The following is a 15621-nucleotide window of genomic DNA, read 5'->3' as shown; positions in this document are numbered from 1 at the left end:
TTAACCTGAGATCTGGTTAAGCCAACATTAGATTATTACTCTCTAAAATTTCAAGTTCTTGCGATGTTAAATCTAATGACGGCTTTTCCTCTTTTAGGCAATAGGCAATTAATCCACCAAGTAAATTTAGCATAAAGCCATGCATACTGCGGTGTCTAGAGTGTTCAATGTAAGAAATGTTTTTCAATTGATCATTCACCGTTTCGATTATAAATCGTTTTTTCAATAAAGCCCTGTCCCACAATGAAACAAATTTTTTCTTCATATTCTTTCGAACCGTCGTGATCAACTCGACACCTTTTTCTAGTAACTCACCAGAGAGCGCTTTGCTGATATAACCTTTGTCGCCATAGAGTTTTCCGAAGATAGAGTCCGCCATATCAGAAACAGGCTCTCGATCATCCACATTGCCCGTTGTGAGCTTTAGCGCCACAATCTCACCTAAATGATTAATTATTAAGTGTAGTTTGAATCCATATGACCAACCCATAGTGCCTTTTCCATGATGAGCAACGCCTTCAAACACTTTATTTCTTTTAGCTCTGATGATGTGACACACTTCTATTTTAGTGGAGTCAACAAATTGTATACCTGTGGGCTTGCCAAGTTTTGATGTGAGGTAACTGCACATCGGAACCACCACACTAGGCATAAGCGCGAGAAACCTTGCGTAACTCAGCAACTCTGGAAAATAGGCTTTAAGTTGACGGCAAACATAGTGAAGGTAGTAGTTTTTGAAATCTCTGTAATGTGACTGGTGAAAATGGATGATAATAGTCATCACCTCTGACGGAGATAAGCGGCATGCTCTTCGACGTTTAATTTCACCATTTTCGAGCAATATACGCTGCCAGCTTGGGAAAAATAACTTTGAAAAATCATCGACATCACAGTACGTTTCAACTAACTTGTTCATGCTCGTTCCTTTTTGTTCTAATCACTCTTGGTCGAATGATCGGATCATGGAACGAGCATTTAGTTCCTTTAAATTAGTAATTTCTTATCCGAAGCTCAGGTTATTTAATATAACCCCAAAGCCACAAAAAATGCGAGTGTAAAAGTCATTTTAAATGGGTTTATAAAGGGCAATAAAAAGGCGAAATGCATTACACATTTCGCCTTTGATTATCATTAACACATGTTAGAAAGTATAGGTTGCTTTAGCGTAGTAAAAGCCACCATTAATTCCGTATGGAGATGTTTCGTAGTACTTACCACCCCAGTTGTTATTTGGTGCCACTGTGAAATCAAGTTTTTCTGCTTCCTGATCCAGTAAGTTTTGTGCACCCAATGAGAAGCTAATTGAGTCATTCATGAAGTAAGTGACTTCAACATCTAACGTCATAGCTGCGTCAGCCATTTTAGCTGTTTCATCATAATCTACATGAACGCCTTGGTATTCGCCAAAGTAGTTAAGGCGAGAAAATGCTGAAAAGCTTTCCCATTGTTGTGCCCAGCTCAGTGTTGCACGGTGATTAGGTAAGTCATTTTCAAGACGGCTTACTTTAAATGCACCAGTTATATCACTTGAGCGGGTTACTTCTGTTTCATTCCAGTTGTAAGCTAAGCTAAATGTCGAGCTACCACTGAACAATTCAGCTGAGTAGTTAGCAACTAAGTCAACACCTTGCGTTGTGGTGTCAAAGTCATTGGTAAAGAAACTAACTTGCGCTAGGTTTTGTACGTTAGGTACGCCCGCAGCTTCAAGGGTGTCTTTATCTGCTTGGCTAAGTTCGATTTTATCTGATTGGCTAATACGATCATCTACTTGGATGTTGTAGTAATCAACTGTTAAGAATAAATCGCCAATGGTGTATACCGCGCCAAAGGTGTAGCTTTGTGATTCTTCAGGCTCAAGTTCAGTACCGCCTAATTGAATAGCAATTGGGTTTGTAGGTGGTAACAAGGCTGAGTCTACTAATACACCGCTGCTTAAGTTAGTTTGTACGTTACTAACATTCGCTTGGCCTACGGTAGGTGCACGGAAACCAGTACTAATTGAACCACGAATATTCAGATCATCAGTAAGGTGGTATTGACCCATTAACTTATAGTTAGTGGTTGAACCAAAGGTATCGTAATCTTCGTAGCGAAGCGCTAAGCCCATTAAGAACTCTTCAGTGAATGGCGCCTCAATATCAATGTAAGCTGCATAGTTTCGACGGTCGTATTCGCCTGCATCTGATGGTTTAAATCCAGGGAAACCGTTAGAACCAATACCAAAACCTTGATCAGTTAGTGGGCCAGCTATAAACGAAGCTTCATCGCCTGATACCACGGTAAAGGTTTCTTCATGCCACTCTAAACCACCGGCAATGTTTACATCGTAAGCTAAGTCAAAGTCAAAACCCTTTGAAATATCAAAATTAAAGTTTTTCTCTAATTGTTCATATTTACCTGGGCTAAAATCACGCGGGCTATCTGGACCCAACGATGCATTGATTGTGTCGTATATAAAGTAGCGAGATTCGTTGTAACCTACAGTACCGCTTAAATCATAGTAAGCGCCTTCTAAAAAGCCGCCAGTAAACTCACCTTTAGTACCAATAGTGAGTGACGTATCTGTGATATTACCACCAAAGTTTGGTGTAAAACCGCCCGGAAGCATTTCGTTAAATGCGAAACAATCAGGGTTGTTTGCTACACCATTAATGTAGTCAGGGTTATCAAGAACGTTGTCATCAATCATGATTGTTGGACAATTACCGCTCATATCGCCGGTTAAATCACCAACAAGGAGTGTTTCGCCACCATCGTTTGAGTATGCACCAGGGCGAGTATGTGGGTTACGGTAATAAAAACCACCACGTACATCACGCTCAGAATAGTTACCAAACATATAAAATTGTGAGTCATTAGTTAGCTCTAAACCAACATTACCAAAGATAGAGATGTCGTCATCAACCTCTGGTGCACCCCATACTTGGGTGAACGGAGCAATGTCTGGAACGCCTGCAGCATCAAGTGCTGTGGCATCGGCTCTTTGTACTGAACGGCTGGTCGCATCGGCTGTTTTGTACTGAAAACTTAAATTTGCAAAACCGCTATCGGTAAATGGTAAGCCCACATTACCTGAAATTTGGGTTGTATCGCCGTCGCCTTCGTAATATTCGCCTTTGCGAACTTCGAAAGATCCGCCTTCCGAGGCATCTTTAAGTTGGAAGTTTAAAACCCCAGCAATCGCATCAGAACCATATTGTGCAGCGGCACCATCACGAAGTACTTCTACTTGTTTCAGTGCAATACTTGGAATTACTGAAATATCAGCACCTTGCGCACCATCGTTAATACCACCACCTAAAAAGGCGATAACTGAAGCACGGTGACGACGTTTACCGTTAAGTAAAATTAGTGTGCTATCTGAAGGTAGTCCGCGTAAGTTTGCAGGGCGCACTAATGAAGCAGCATCACTGATTGGCATTGAGTGTACGTTTAAAGAAGGAATAGCCCCTTTTAATAGCTCTAGCATATCAGTGTTACCTGATTTACTTAGCTCTTCACCACCAATAATATCGATAGGTACAGGAGAGTCACCAATAGAACGAGGCGCAGAGCGCGTACCTACTACGGCAATTTTTTCTACATTTTTGTTAACTTTAACTTCGGTTTGCTCTTCTTGAGCAATTGCTGAACCAGAAACAAATAAGCCTGCGGCTGTTGTTGCTAGAGCAAATTTGATGGCCTGTTGAAGCGCATTGCTTTTTAATTTCATTCTAAATATCCCCAGTTAGAATTGATTTGTATAGTCTATTTAATGACTTTATTGTGGACGGTTCACATTCAATGGGGAGCAGATATTGCTAACTCACTCCTAAAAGCTTAATAAACTAAGCGCACCTCCTGTGAGTCCTCGAAATAGACTATAGATAAAAAAACTAAAGAGGGCAATGGGTAATTAACCACTATTTAACAAGTTGAAACAAATGATTTATCTAAAAATAACGCAGAGTTAATCATAAGTAGGGCAGGGAAAAGGGGTAAAAGCAGGCATTGATACATAGTTATTAATTAAATAAGCTATTTTAGCTACTTTCTATTATTGAATTAAACTGACCTGCTATTGATATTTTCACCATGATGTTTTTTCCACTGTGCAAGTTTTTCTTTGTACTCATCCCATACACATGGACAGCAACTACCGCCGCCGCAGCACTCATCAGATTTTGGCCTTTCGGGTTTAGTGTTGGGTATGTTTTTTTGCATGTTTTTAATTAAAACTGAGGAAAATGAACTTTAAGAATAAATGATTGAATAAAGCGTGTAAATTATTCTTTGTGAACTGAAAGCGCTGTGTGAGAATACAGGCTATGCGATTATATAAAGTTATCCATCGTGCACCCTGGCGGGTTGCTAAAATAAGTAAAAAGCGGCAACAACTACGCTTTCGTCGTGCTATGGTCGCGCTTAAAATTGCGCTTGCCCAAGAAAGGCAAGAAACCAAAGAAATGCTAATAATTTACAGGCGTTATACCCAAGGGCAAACAAATAAAGCAGAACTAAAACGCGCCAACGAGCAGTTTGTTGATATATTAAAAGGACTAGGGCTAGGCGTTTTTGCGTTATTACCGTTTGCACCATTAACTATTCCACTGGTTGTTAAACTAGGGCAGTTAGTAGGTGTTGATGTATTACCGAGTTCTTTTAGTATGAATAAGCCGATTAAAGAAATTGATAAAGAAATTGCTCAACAAAACCAAGAGCAAGACTCAACGCCCTCAAAGAAGAAGTAAGCTAGCAGAACATAATTAGCTATACCTTTTAATAGTGCTTATTGTTATGCTAAGGCATCATTTTCTATTATGTGAGTCATTTAATGAGTGCTTTACTTCGTCATACCTCTTCAGGAATTCCTCTATCTTTTATCGTTAAAAACGAACTAACCGATTGGCTTACGCAGCAACCGAGTTTTGTACAGCGCTGGCTAGCAAACACAGATTTTGAAAAATCAGGACTCGCACTAGTACCAAACCCAGAAACGGGTGAACTAAGTCAGGTATTTTGTGTAATGCAAAGCACTGATGATTTTTGGGCTGCTGGCGAGCTTGCCAGTAAATTACCTGCGGGTTGTTATCAAATTCAAGGTGATGAGTCTTTAGTTGCTCAACTTGCTTTAGGCTTTGTGTTAGGTGGTTATGAGTTTAGTGAGTACAAGCAAAAAGCCACAGCAAAAGCTCAGCTTGGCATTGCTGATAAAACATTATATGAACAAGTAAAACAACAAGCGGACGCCATTAATTTAGCACGCGATTTAGTTAATACCCCAGCTGCTGATATGATGCCGCAGCATTTATCGCAGGTAATGAGTGACCTAGCAGATACATTCGACGGTGAATTTTCGCAGTGGATAGGTGATGAGTTATTAGAGCAAAATTACCCAACTATTCACATGGTAGGGCGCGCGAGTGAAAATAAACCACGATTACTTGACTTGAAATGGGGGGCAGTCGATGCGCCACAAATTACGTTAGTCGGTAAAGGCGTGTGTTTTGATTCCGGTGGACTGGATTTAAAACCTAGTTCAGGCATGCGCAACATGAAAAAAGACATGGGTGGGGCCGCGCATGTTATTGCCCTGGCTCAGCTAATTATGGCCGCTAACTTACCAATACGCCTTCGTGTTTTAGTGCCTGCGGTTGAAAATGCTGTTTCGCGTAATGCATTTCGCCCTGGCGATGTAGTAAAAACCCGTAAAGGTATTATGGTCGAAATAGACAATACCGATGCAGAAGGGCGACTAGTGCTGTGTGATGCACTAAGCGAAGCACAAAACGATGATCCTGAATTAATCATTGATTTTGCTACACTAACTGGTGCGTGCCGTATTGCGTTAGGTACGGAGTTACCGGGGTTTTTCTCAACGGATCGCGCTGTAGCAAATGCCATTATGGACTCGGGAATGCAAGTTAACGACCCTGTTTGGCAATTGCCGTTATTCGAACAATACAAACCATTTTTGAAAAGCGATGTGGCTGATATGGCTAACTGTGCAAGTACGCCATTTGGTGGCGCAATAACCGCTGCGCTTTATTTGAAAGAGTTTATAGAGCCAAATACACCATGGGTTCACTTTGACGTAATGGCATGGAATTTACGTGCATTACCCGGGCGTCCAGCTGGTGGTGAAGCACTGGGTATTCGTGCAGTATTTACTTACCTACAAAATCGATTTAACTAACCTGAACTTGGATTAAGGTTTACCTTGAGTTATTTGATGTTAAAGTGCATATAACTCAAGGGGTAAGCCATCTGGATCGGCAAAAAAGGTGAATTTTTTGCCGGTTATTTCATCTTCTCTAATATTTTCGACGATGACATTGTGTGACTCTAAATAATGTTTAGCAGTATTAATACACCCAACTTTAAATGCTAAATGTCTAAGTCCTTGTGCTTCGGGGTAGCTTGGTCTACTTGGCGCATCATTAAACGAAAATAATTCTAACTGACTACCATCAGGTAAAGCTAAATCGAGTTTGTAAGACTGACGCTGTGCACGATAATGCTCATTAATAATCGTGAGTTTTAATATTTCACTATAAAAATGTTTAGAGCGTGGGTAGTTGCTACAAATGATGGCTACATGATGAATGCCTAGTAGTTGCATATATTTTCCTTAAAAAGCAAAAAGCGCACTAAAAGCAGTGCGCTGTTTATCAATACATGTGCATGTTTATATATTAGCTTTTAGCTAGGCTCTGCGTCTTTACACGCTTTTACAGCCGGTGCAACAAGCTCTAAACCCGTTTTATCACACGGTGGAAGCTCAGCATCACTAACAGCAATAGGCGTTACTCGCTCGCCCCATTTTATATAGCTTGCCGCCCAAGTAAGGCCAGCCCCAAATGCCGCCGACATAATGTTTGCATGCGGTTTAATTAAGCCTTGCTCAACGGCTTCACACAATGCAATTGCAATGGTGGCAGCAGAGGTGTTGCCATATTCACCAATATTGACCATTACTTTTTCGTCATCCACTTTTAAGCGATTTTGAATAGCTTGAATAATGCGTAGATTGGCTTGATGCGGAACTAGTACATCGATATCGTCTAACTTAAGATTGGCTTGTTCAAGCACGTCGTCACAGGCTTCACTCATGCCTTTAACGGCACGTTTAAATATTTCACGGCCTTCAAATAAAAGGTCTGATGGACCAATTGGCTCATATTTATTTAAATCACTGCCAAAATTAGTAATGTGTAAAATATCACGATCTTCGCTGTCACAACCGGTTTTAGTCCCTAATAAGCCTGCAGGAGTTTCTGCTGCTTCAAGCACAACGGCACCGGCACCATCACCAAATAATACTGCGCTGTCGCGTCGTGCCCAGTTTACATACCACGTCATGCGCTCAGCCGCGATAACGACAGCTTTTTTGATCATGCCAGCTTGAATTTGCGCTGTCGCAGCTTGTAAAGCATATAAGAAACCAGAACATGCCGCGTTGGTGTCCATGGCTGCAGCGCCTGTGGCACCAATATTTTTTTGTACTAATGAGGCGGTGTTTGCGACTACTGTTGAGGGGGTGCACGTTGCTAAAATAACTAAATCGATATCTTTTGCATCTACGCCAGCACAAGCAATGGCATGTTTTGCAGCCACACTAGCAAGTTCAGCAGTACTTACATGGCTAACTCTTCGTGCCTTGATACCTGTGCGTGTGGTGATCCACTCATCGGTTGTATCTACAATTTCACTTATTTCGTCGTTGCTGATGCTTGCTGGTGGAATGCATTTACCCCAACCAGTGATATGTGCGTAAGGCATAGTGTGTTCTCTTAAAAGTGGTATGACGTGTTCGTCTAATGAGGACGTTATATCAAAAATTAGCTGTTAACACTAGTTTAAAGCATGGTTTGCTTAGTAATTACTGCTATTTTACGGACTATTTGCTGCATTTTTGTTTAAAGGTAAGTGGCTTGTTTTTATTGTGTTAATTAAATGCTTTTAATGATTTTGCGTGTTTTACACGATAGCTCATAGGCTTTCTAAGCTTAATAGAATACGAATACTTTGTTGACCATATATGCTTGAGTGCGGCTGAGTGAGCAGCTAATATGGGGCGCATATTATGAAATCATTACTTAAAAAGCATTACTTAAAAAGCATTACTTAAAAAGCATTATTTATAATGGATAACAAAGCAATGTATATTCAGTCAGGTGAATCTTATTGTGTTAATTAAAACCGATCCTGCTATTAGCCGGTTATTAATGCTGCGCAGTGGCGCCATTGCTGTGCAGCTTATTGCGGTGTTAAGCGTTTATTTTTTATTAGAGCATCAAATTGCGCTCATGCCGTTGCTAGCCGTTATTACGCTTGAGGCGGTTTTTCAGTTAGCAAGTATCTTTGCTTATAGAAATGTTAGCCAAGCAAAGCCAGTTGGCATGCTGATGCAACTGACCGCTGACGTACTTTTTTTAACTATTTTGTTGTCTTTAAGTGGCGGTGCAACTAACGCATTTGTGTCGTTATTATTGTTACCTATTATGATAGCGGCAATTACATTGAGCGCTCGTGGGCTTGCCTATATTGCTGTGCTGGCTATCGCTGCCTACAGCATGCTACTGATTAAAATGCCAGAGCATAGCATGCACCAAATGAACATGAGTGGCCACTTTATTGGCATGTGGGTTAATTTTGTTATCAGTGCCTGCGTGATTGCGTTGGTTATTGGTGCAATGAACCGTGCTTTACAACAACGTGAGCGCACTATTGCCAAAGTTAGAGAGAAACAGTTGCGTAGTGAACAACTGGTTACTCTCGATGGCGCAGCGGCGCAAATTACTCATCAATTAGCAACGCCTATTGCTAATTTACAATTATTGTTTGAAGAGCTTGTAGAAGAGTATCCCAACAATGAAATTATTCAGCAAATGCAATCACCCTTGCTGCAATGCCGCACTCAGCTTAATGATTTTAGAAAGCTCTCTATGCAGCTACGAGATAAAAACACGCAAACACCTATAAAAGCAGAGCAGCTGCAAAATCAAATTCATGATACGTTGCTATTACAATACCCTAATCAACAAATAAACTGGCTTAATGAGGCGCCTAAAGCCACATTAAAAAGTGATGCCATGCTGCTACCTGCTATTTTAAACTTATTACAAAATGCAGCGCTTGCTAACGAAAAAAAAGGCCAAATGCAATTAGAGTTGAGTTGGCAACAGCCAGATGCGCAAAGTATTGCGTTAATTATTCGGGATTTTGGCGCTGGTTTTTTATCCTCAGAGTTAGCGGAGTTAGGCGGGCAGCTCATGCCCAGCGAGCAAGGCATGGGAATAGCGGTTATGCTATCAAATGTCACGTTTGAGCGTTTAAATGGTTCGTTAACTGTTTATAATCACCCCGATGGTGGGGCGGTGGCCAAGATACAAATGCCACTATTAATAACCGAGTCGGCGCTATGAAGCTGCTAATTATTGAAGATGACATTAACCTTGCTACCACTTTGGCAAGGCGCTTAACAAAACACAGCTTTAACTGTGAGGTTGCACATAACCAAACAGAGGCTTTACTTAGGGCTCGCCAGCAGCAACCTGATTGTATTTTATTAGATATGAAGTTAGCAGATGAAAATGGGCTGGCGCTTATTGCACCGCTGCGCCATTTACTCACACATGCTCATATTGTATTGCTTACCGGCTTTGCAAGTATAGCTACAGCCGTAGAGGCGATGCGCTTGGGCGCTAATGACTATTTAACTAAGCCTGTCGATATGGCAAGCTTATTAAAAGCGCTAAAAGTAGAGCCGGTATCGACAGTAACCGAAATTCCTGAAGAGGTTATGTCACCCGAGCGTTTAGAGTGGGAGCATATTCAACATGTATTACACAGTAACAACGGTAATGTATCAATGACTGCAAGGCAGCTTAATATGCATAGACGCACTTTGCAGCGCAAGCTACAAAAAAAACCTGTGCAGCAATAAGCCCTCACTTGAGCAAGCAATTAATGACTCATACCGCCGCGCTAATAAAAAGCCAAAAAATTATACTGTTCGACGCCCAGTGCAAGCTTTGTAGTGCGTGGTGTAATTTTATTATTGCTCACGATCCTCAGGCCATGTTTAAACTGTGCAGTGTACAATCGCCAAAAGGACAACAAATATTAATGCACTTTGGCTATTCGACAACTGATTTTGCCTCTATGGTTTACATTGAAAACGCTCAAGCATTTATACAAAGCCATGCATTTTTTGAGGTGATTAAACAGCTAGGCTATCCGTGGAAACTTAGTGGTATATTTAGTGTGTTGCCAAATCGTTTTAACAATTGGCTTTATGATAAAATTGCATCAAATCGATATACCTTATTTGGTAAATATCACTATTGCAGGATCCCTTCAAAGCAAGACCAAGCCCACTATTTATAAGTGCTTTAATAGATGCCTGAATGTATTGGCTGTGCTAAAATCGCGGCGTTTAAATTTAAGCATTAAAAAGGCACTTACATGGCAAATACGGCGCACGCACTGCATATTTTAGTAAAACATAAAGAGATTGCAGAAGACATCATCAAGCAATTAGGCAAAGGCGCAAAGTTTCAAACTTTAGCTAAAAAGTATTCGTCATGCCCATCGGGTAAAAAAGGCGGTGATTTAGGTGAGTTTAGACGAGGCCAAATGGTTCCACAGTTTGATAAGGTGGCCTTTAGTGGTGCAATTTTAGAACCGCATTTAGTAAAAACGAAATTTGGTTGGCATGTGATTAAGGTGCTTTATCGTACATAAACTAACGCAATTTTAAGTTGCCGCTATACTTATCATTTGTTTAGTTTGTTACATTGCTAAAGCAACTTGGAATAACTATGAAGCTTATTATTTTATGCTGCAGTTTAATTTTAATGGCAGTGTCATTTTTTGCCAGTAGCACTGAGCAAACGATCACCCTTAAGCTTGGCAAACCAAGCACCCAAGACATACCAAAAAACCACTATATTTTAACATTATTAGAAAAGAGCTTTGCAAAGGTTAATGTAAAGCTCAATATTGCTTATAGTCTTGAGCCAATGAATACTAAAAGAATTTTAGAAGAGCTCACACGTAACGATGATGTTAATTTAGCTTGGTTAACTTTGCCAAACTCCCTTGCAGAGCAAAGACATTTAATCCGCACAAGTTATCCTATTTATAATGGGCTGCATTCAAAGCGCTTGCTCATGGTTAAACAAAGCCGGTTGGGCGAATTTTCAGATATAAAAACCCTTAAACAACTAAAGCCGTTCATAGCCTTACAAAAGCAAAGTTGGTCTGATTATTATGTATTAAAGAACAATGGCTTAACAGTTAATGGTGATTTGAGTTATGAAAGCATGTTAAAAGCGTTAGATGAAGGACTTGGCGATTATTTTCCGCGTTCAGTAACTGCTATAAAAGCCGAAATACGTAAACATCCTCAGTATAACTTTGTTATTGAGCCTCATATTATGCTGCAATACGATAATTACTATTATTTTTACGCAAACGAAAATAACAAAGCAATCATTGAGTTATTAGAGCAAGGCTTAACAAAGTTAGCAGATAGCGGCGAGTTAAATGCGCTTTATGAGCACTATTATCGTGATGTTGAGGACGGGCTTAATTTAAACAACAGACAGGTGTTTAACTTAAAAAATTAATAAGGTTAGGCCGCAAAATGTAGCCTAACCCTAAAAATTATTGCTCCTGCTTGGCTTCTTCTTCACTTATTTGCTTAAGTGCTTGAATAAACGATTCACTCGGTTGCCCACCGGTAAGCGCGTACTTATCATTTATAATGAAAGTAGGTACTGAGGTTATTCCCATTTGTTTAAAGTTATTTTGCTCTTGGCGTACCGCTTGTACGTATTTATCTGAGTGTAAAATTTCTCTGGCTGTGTCTTTGTTAAGGCCGACTTTTTCTACCACATCCAGTAACGCATCTTCTTGATTTAAATATTTTAAATCGGTGAAGTGTGCTTCAAAAAACGCCAATTTCAGCTCAGTTTGTTTGCCTTCTTCACGCGCCCACATTAGCAAGCGGTGTAGATCAAAGCTGTTGATCATGATGCGTTTACCGTCAAAATTAAAGGTAAACCCAGCTCGTTCACCCGCATCCGCCATGTTTTGACGATTTCGCGCGCTTTCTTCTTCAGTTAAACTGTATTTTTGCTGCAAGTGCTCGTTTAAGTCTTGTCCTTCAAGTGGCATATCTGGATTAAGCTCAAAAGGTTGCCATGTAATATCCGCACTCATTTCGTCTTTTAATTCTGCCAATGCGGTTTCTAAGTTTTTATACCCAATAATACACCACGGGCACATTACATCTGAGACGATATCAATTTTTAAGTTTTTCATAGGGATCCTTGAAGGATTGCTTTTTTAATAACAATGGATATTGGGATGAAGTTTAGTTTATCAATCATTGAACATAAAAAGAGCAGCGAAAGTGCTGCTCGTTTATTGAATGTTTTCAGGTTAGCTGTTTAAACCAAATGGGTCGTCAATGCTGTGGCTTGGCTGGGTAAACCAACGCGGGCCGTCATCTGTCATGTAAAAGTGATCTTCTAATCTAACCCCAAATTCATCTGGAATAACCAGCATTGGCTCGTTACTAAAACACATGCCTGTGGCAAGCGGGGTTTTATCGCCGCCCACTAAGTATGGCCATTCATGAATGTCTAAGCCAATACCATGGCCTGTGCGGTGTGGGCAACCTGGTGTTTGGTATTCAGGGCCTAAGCCTTGAGCTGCTAAGTAGCTGCGAGCGGCTTGATCAACCGATTCACAGGTTTCGCCGAGAGCGGCTTGATTGAAAGCTGCTAATTGTGCCGCTTTTTCAAAATCCCAAAATAGGCGTTGGCGGCTGGTTGCTTCACCAAATACATAAGTACGCGTAATATCAGACAGGTAATCGTGCACTTTACATCCAGTATCGATAAGCACCATGTCGCCTTTTTTCAAAATTTGTGGATCTTTTACACCATGTGGGAATGAGGTAGCAAGGCCAAACAATACAATACAGAAGTAATTTCCTGGGGCACCTACTGTTTGATGCGCTTTTTTTATAAATTCTTCGACTTCTACTGTGCTAATACCTTCATAAAGCATACTAGCGGTGGCTTTATGAACCGCTAAAGTCATATCCATGGCGCATTGCATTAATGCTAATTCATTGGCTGATTTATGCATTCTACAATGTGCGGTTACAGGTTGTGCGTTAACTAGTTTTAATCCTGAACTGGCTTTATTGATGCCATCAAAAATAAAAAACTGTGCGCTTTCATCAATGCCCACGGTAGCGGTGTCGCTAATATTAAGCTGTTTCAGCACTTTAACGAATAGCTCAAAAGGGTTCTCGTGTTCTTGCCAGCCGTGTATTGGGCCATCAATGACTTTAAAGCCATTTAAAGAGCCAATTTCAAAGTGGGGGGCAATGTATTGCACCTCACCCATGGCGGGTAAAATAGCGCCGACTAGTCGTTCACTGGCGTACCATTTCATACCGGTAAAATACGTTAAGTTGGTACCTGCATTTAAATATATCGCATCAATATTATTAGCTTGCATATAAGCTTGCGCTTTGGCCATACGCACTAAATACTCATCGGCCTGAATTGGCGTTACTGAGTGGGTCATATTGCTTAAACTAGCAAGTGCTTGTTCGGGTGTGTGTGTACCAATACCAACTGTGGTCATATATTTCTCCTACAAAATTTTGCATAGTGTGTAGGCTAAAGGAGTTCAATTCAAATTAATTGCGATTAGTGAACAAGGGATTGAACAAATAGGGGGAGTTATCAAGTCCCTCATTCCCAAGGACTTGATAACCTTGGGCTATTTTTTCGCGTAGGGTAAACGATTGAGCTTATTCGCCGTGTGGTAGCTATCTAATCCGGTTACTGCAACGGTATCGATGGCTTGTAAGTCTAAAAAGCCATCACTTTGGAGTGCTGATTTATCTACATAAACATCCATTATTTCGCCAATAACCAGCTCAGTGCCATTAACAGCTAAATGCTGATTCTCGACAAATTTTACTGCGTATTTTAGTCGGCTTTGTGCAACAAAAGGCGCTTTAAAGTCGTTTAAGTACTCTGTTTTTAAACCCGTTGCATCAAACTCAGACTCATCTTTAGCGTAACGTGCCGATGTTTGGTGTGCCTGCTGGTAAATATCACTATTTACTTGGTTAATAGTATAAACGCCTGTTTCTATAATATTTTCGAATGTATGCCTTGGTACGCTGTGCGGGCGCATTATCATGCCTACTAGCGGTGGGTGTGCGCCTAAATGAATAACTGAACTGACAATGGCTAGATTAGTATTACCTTGTAAGTCTTGTGTGCCAATTAAGTTTGCACTTTTAAACCCTGAAAGTGAGTTGATAAAGTGTGTACGGGTATGTTTTTCAAGTGCGGCTATGCGGTCTTTCGAAAAATGCATGTGTTTGTTCCTTACCATTTTATGGTGTTTCCTTGCCAATCTAGGTAGGCAGGTTCGCCGTTGAGTTCTAGCTGTGGGTTTTCGTAAGTAAATTTAAATAATTGCTGAGCAACAAAGTCAGGGGTAAACAGTTTATCTGCGGGCACATTTTTTTGAAATGGCTTAGAGAGCTGTGTATCTGTAGTACCCGGGTGAAATAAAACAAGTTTGGTATTTTTAGCGCGACGAGCAAGTTCAATGGCGGCTGTTTTAAATAACATGTTCAGCGCAGACTTAGATGCGCGATAGGTATACCAGCCACCCAATTTATTGTCGTTAATACTGCCTACACGAGCGCTCAAAGCAGTAATTGAGCAGTGAGTTTTATGATTAAGCAGCGGCACTATACTTTGCAAACACAGCAGGGGTACAAGCGTATTAGAGTGCATAAGCTGCATAAAATAATCACTGTTGATTTCTTCAAGCTTTTTTTCTGGCATGTGCTGGTCGTTATGTAATTGACCATTAAATATTATTACCTGAGCAAGCTCAATTTGTTGTGACTTTAACGACTGGGTTAGCTCATTTAGGCTTTGCGCCGAGTAGTCGCTGTGGAAATAGGTTACCTTGTCATCATTATGCTCAATATTCGATGAGCTGACACAAATTATATTAAATTGTGTTGCTTGCTGATTTAAATGATTTACGTAGGACTGTGCAATGGCGCTACTGGCGCCAAATAAAATCACTGTTTTCATTTTTCACCTTTAGATTTCATATTGCATTGACCATTACTACACTGCGCATTGGGCATTAAAAAACGGCTAATGTGGTGACGATATTTTGCAAAAAAAGTGTAAGCATGATCGGCAAAAAAGCGAATTACTGGCAAACGAATTATTTTAAGCCAGCGGTATTTTCCAACGATGCGCCAAGCTTGATAAGTGACGTCTAAGCCGTAAATCATCTGCCCCTTATCAGTTTGGGCGTGCAATAAATCCATGGCATTTTGTTTATCGATTGCAGGAAAACGCTCACTAAAATCATCCGCATTTAAATCTTCTAGTGTAATTTTATGATCAACATCGGCACGTTTTAAATGTTGCATTTCTGCATTGCAAAGGGGGCAATTACCATCGTAAAAAATGATCATGTCATCGCTTTGTGTTTATTTTACATATGCTTTTTTACGACAAGGCGATGCAAATGGATCTATTAAATATTCCCGCTTAATGATATTAA

The 15621-nt window shown here is 40.4% G+C and carries 17 protein-coding genes; 7 read left to right on the top strand and 10 right to left on the bottom strand.

The window, feature by feature from the left end; all coding sequences use genetic code 11:
* Positions 1-16: 16 nt before the first annotated feature.
* From L641_RS0101700 to L641_RS22710, 3 genes are all read right to left on the bottom strand, one after another.
* The gene (locus L641_RS0101700; protein WP_024600952.1) at positions 17-916 is read right to left on the bottom strand and encodes an IS982 family transposase; all 900 of its coding nucleotides are present in this window, start codon (positions 914-916) and stop codon (positions 17-19) included.
* Between the two features lie 225 nt (positions 917-1141).
* Positions 1142-3712 (bottom strand): TonB-dependent receptor, encoded by a 2571-nt coding sequence (locus L641_RS0101695; protein WP_024600951.1) that lies wholly within the window; start codon positions 3710-3712, stop codon positions 1142-1144.
* Positions 3713-4044: 332 nt separating this feature from the next.
* Positions 4045-4203, bottom strand: a complete 159-nt coding sequence (locus tag L641_RS22710; RefSeq protein WP_076916046.1) for an oxidoreductase-like domain-containing protein — start codon at positions 4201-4203, stop codon at positions 4045-4047.
* Between the two features lie 104 nt (positions 4204-4307).
* Here L641_RS22710 and L641_RS0101685 point away from each other — a divergent pair, with 104 nt between their 5' ends.
* Together L641_RS0101685 and L641_RS0101680 are read left to right on the top strand one after the other, a co-directional pair.
* Positions 4308-4730: a hypothetical protein gene (locus tag L641_RS0101685; protein ID WP_016899164.1), complete on the top strand. Its 423-nt coding sequence runs from the start codon at positions 4308-4310 to the stop codon at positions 4728-4730.
* Positions 4731-4813: 83 nt separating this feature from the next.
* On the top strand, positions 4814-6175 hold the full coding sequence (locus L641_RS0101680; RefSeq protein ID WP_013463121.1) for a leucyl aminopeptidase family protein: 1362 nt from the start codon (positions 4814-4816) through the stop codon (positions 6173-6175).
* Positions 6176-6214: 39 nt separating this feature from the next.
* On the opposite strand, the gene L641_RS0101675 is transcribed toward L641_RS0101680, so the two are convergent.
* Entirely contained in the window at positions 6215-6601 is a 387-nt protein-coding gene (locus tag L641_RS0101675) for a VOC family protein (RefSeq protein ID WP_008464296.1), read from the bottom strand.
* Between the two features lie 80 nt (positions 6602-6681).
* Complete coding sequence (locus L641_RS0101670) at positions 6682-7761, bottom strand: ketoacyl-ACP synthase III (RefSeq protein WP_013463122.1); 1080 nt, start codon at positions 7759-7761, stop codon at positions 6682-6684.
* Between the two features lie 407 nt (positions 7762-8168).
* Here L641_RS0101670 and L641_RS0101665 point away from each other — a divergent pair, with 407 nt between their 5' ends.
* From L641_RS0101665 to L641_RS0101645, 5 genes are all read left to right on the top strand, one after another.
* Entirely contained in the window at positions 8169-9407 is a 1239-nt protein-coding gene (locus L641_RS0101665) for an ATP-binding protein (RefSeq protein ID WP_013463124.1), read from the top strand.
* On the top strand, positions 9404-9928 hold the full coding sequence (locus L641_RS0101660) for a response regulator (RefSeq protein WP_013463125.1): 525 nt from the start codon (positions 9404-9406) through the stop codon (positions 9926-9928). Before L641_RS0101665 ends, L641_RS0101660 begins: the two co-directional genes overlap by 4 nt.
* 23 nt (positions 9929-9951) lie before the next feature.
* Entirely contained in the window at positions 9952-10371 is a 420-nt protein-coding gene (locus L641_RS0101655; protein ID WP_013463126.1) for a DCC1-like thiol-disulfide oxidoreductase family protein, read from the top strand.
* A 78-nt stretch (positions 10372-10449) separates the two neighbouring features.
* Positions 10450-10728, top strand: coding sequence for a peptidylprolyl isomerase PpiC (ppiC, locus tag L641_RS0101650; protein WP_008464312.1), 279 nt, complete (start codon positions 10450-10452; stop codon positions 10726-10728).
* A gap of 77 nt (positions 10729-10805) precedes the next feature.
* Positions 10806-11615 (top strand): transporter substrate-binding domain-containing protein, encoded by an 810-nt coding sequence (locus L641_RS0101645; RefSeq protein WP_024600950.1) that lies wholly within the window; start codon positions 10806-10808, stop codon positions 11613-11615.
* 37 nt (positions 11616-11652) lie between these two features.
* Here the strand turns inward: L641_RS0101645 and L641_RS0101640 are convergent, their stop codons facing one another.
* The 5 genes from L641_RS0101640 to L641_RS0101620 all read right to left on the bottom strand — a co-directional run bounded on the left by L641_RS0101640 (position 11653) and on the right by L641_RS0101620 (position 15532).
* Positions 11653-12312 carry a DsbA family oxidoreductase gene (locus L641_RS0101640; RefSeq protein WP_024600949.1) on the bottom strand — a complete coding sequence of 220 codons (660 nt, stop codon included), beginning with the start codon at positions 12310-12312 and terminating at the stop codon, positions 11653-11655.
* Between the two features lie 120 nt (positions 12313-12432).
* On the bottom strand, positions 12433-13653 hold the full coding sequence (locus tag L641_RS0101635) for a Xaa-Pro peptidase family protein (protein ID WP_024600948.1): 1221 nt from the start codon (positions 13651-13653) through the stop codon (positions 12433-12435).
* Between the two features lie 138 nt (positions 13654-13791).
* Positions 13792-14400 (bottom strand): flavin reductase, encoded by a 609-nt coding sequence (locus L641_RS0101630; protein ID WP_024600947.1) that lies wholly within the window; start codon positions 14398-14400, stop codon positions 13792-13794.
* Between the two features lie 11 nt (positions 14401-14411).
* Positions 14412-15137 (bottom strand): SDR family NAD(P)-dependent oxidoreductase, encoded by a 726-nt coding sequence (locus tag L641_RS0101625; protein ID WP_024600946.1) that lies wholly within the window; start codon positions 15135-15137, stop codon positions 14412-14414.
* A complete protein-coding gene (locus L641_RS0101620) occupies positions 15134-15532 on the bottom strand; it encodes a DUF393 domain-containing protein (RefSeq protein ID WP_024600945.1) in 399 nt (132 codons plus the stop codon). Before L641_RS0101620 ends, L641_RS0101625 begins: the two co-directional genes overlap by 4 nt.
* Between the last annotated feature and the right edge of the window lie 89 nt (positions 15533-15621).

Origin of the sequence: Pseudoalteromonas sp. TB41 (genome assembly GCF_000497975.1) — a bacterium.
Classification (GTDB): Bacteria; Pseudomonadota; Gammaproteobacteria; order Enterobacterales; family Alteromonadaceae; genus Pseudoalteromonas; species Pseudoalteromonas tetraodonis.
The sequence above is the reverse complement of the archived record's forward strand: the minus strand, read 5'-3'. Positions and strand labels throughout refer to the sequence as shown.

Coding starts and splice junctions, on each gene's coding strand:
- L641_RS0101700 (WP_024600952.1), bottom strand. CDS start 916: ATGAACAAGTTAGTTGAAACGTACTGTGATGTCGATGATTTTTCAAAG.
- L641_RS0101695 (WP_024600951.1), bottom strand. CDS start 3,712: ATGAAATTAAAAAGCAATGCGCTTCAACAGGCCATCAAATTTGCTCTA.
- L641_RS22710 (WP_076916046.1), bottom strand. CDS start 4,203: ATGCAAAAAAACATACCCAACACTAAACCCGAAAGGCCAAAATCTGAT.
- L641_RS0101685 (WP_016899164.1), top strand. CDS start 4,308: ATGCGATTATATAAAGTTATCCATCGTGCACCCTGGCGGGTTGCTAAA.
- L641_RS0101680 (WP_013463121.1), top strand. CDS start 4,814: ATGAGTGCTTTACTTCGTCATACCTCTTCAGGAATTCCTCTATCTTTT.
- L641_RS0101675 (WP_008464296.1), bottom strand. CDS start 6,601: ATGCAACTACTAGGCATTCATCATGTAGCCATCATTTGTAGCAACTAC.
- L641_RS0101670 (WP_013463122.1), bottom strand. CDS start 7,761: ATGCCTTACGCACATATCACTGGTTGGGGTAAATGCATTCCACCAGCA.
- L641_RS0101660 (WP_013463125.1), top strand. CDS start 9,404: ATGAAGCTGCTAATTATTGAAGATGACATTAACCTTGCTACCACTTTG.
- L641_RS0101655 (WP_013463126.1), top strand. CDS start 9,952: ATGACTCATACCGCCGCGCTAATAAAAAGCCAAAAAATTATACTGTTC.
- ppiC (WP_008464312.1), top strand. CDS start 10,450: ATGGCAAATACGGCGCACGCACTGCATATTTTAGTAAAACATAAAGAG.
- L641_RS0101645 (WP_024600950.1), top strand. CDS start 10,806: ATGAAGCTTATTATTTTATGCTGCAGTTTAATTTTAATGGCAGTGTCA.
- L641_RS0101640 (WP_024600949.1), bottom strand. CDS start 12,312: ATGAAAAACTTAAAAATTGATATCGTCTCAGATGTAATGTGCCCGTGG.
- L641_RS0101635 (WP_024600948.1), bottom strand. CDS start 13,653: ATGACCACAGTTGGTATTGGTACACACACACCCGAACAAGCACTTGCT.
- L641_RS0101630 (WP_024600947.1), bottom strand. CDS start 14,400: ATGCATTTTTCGAAAGACCGCATAGCCGCACTTGAAAAACATACCCGT.
- L641_RS0101625 (WP_024600946.1), bottom strand. CDS start 15,137: ATGAAAACAGTGATTTTATTTGGCGCCAGTAGCGCCATTGCACAGTCC.
- L641_RS0101620 (WP_024600945.1), bottom strand. CDS start 15,532: ATGATCATTTTTTACGATGGTAATTGCCCCCTTTGCAATGCAGAAATG.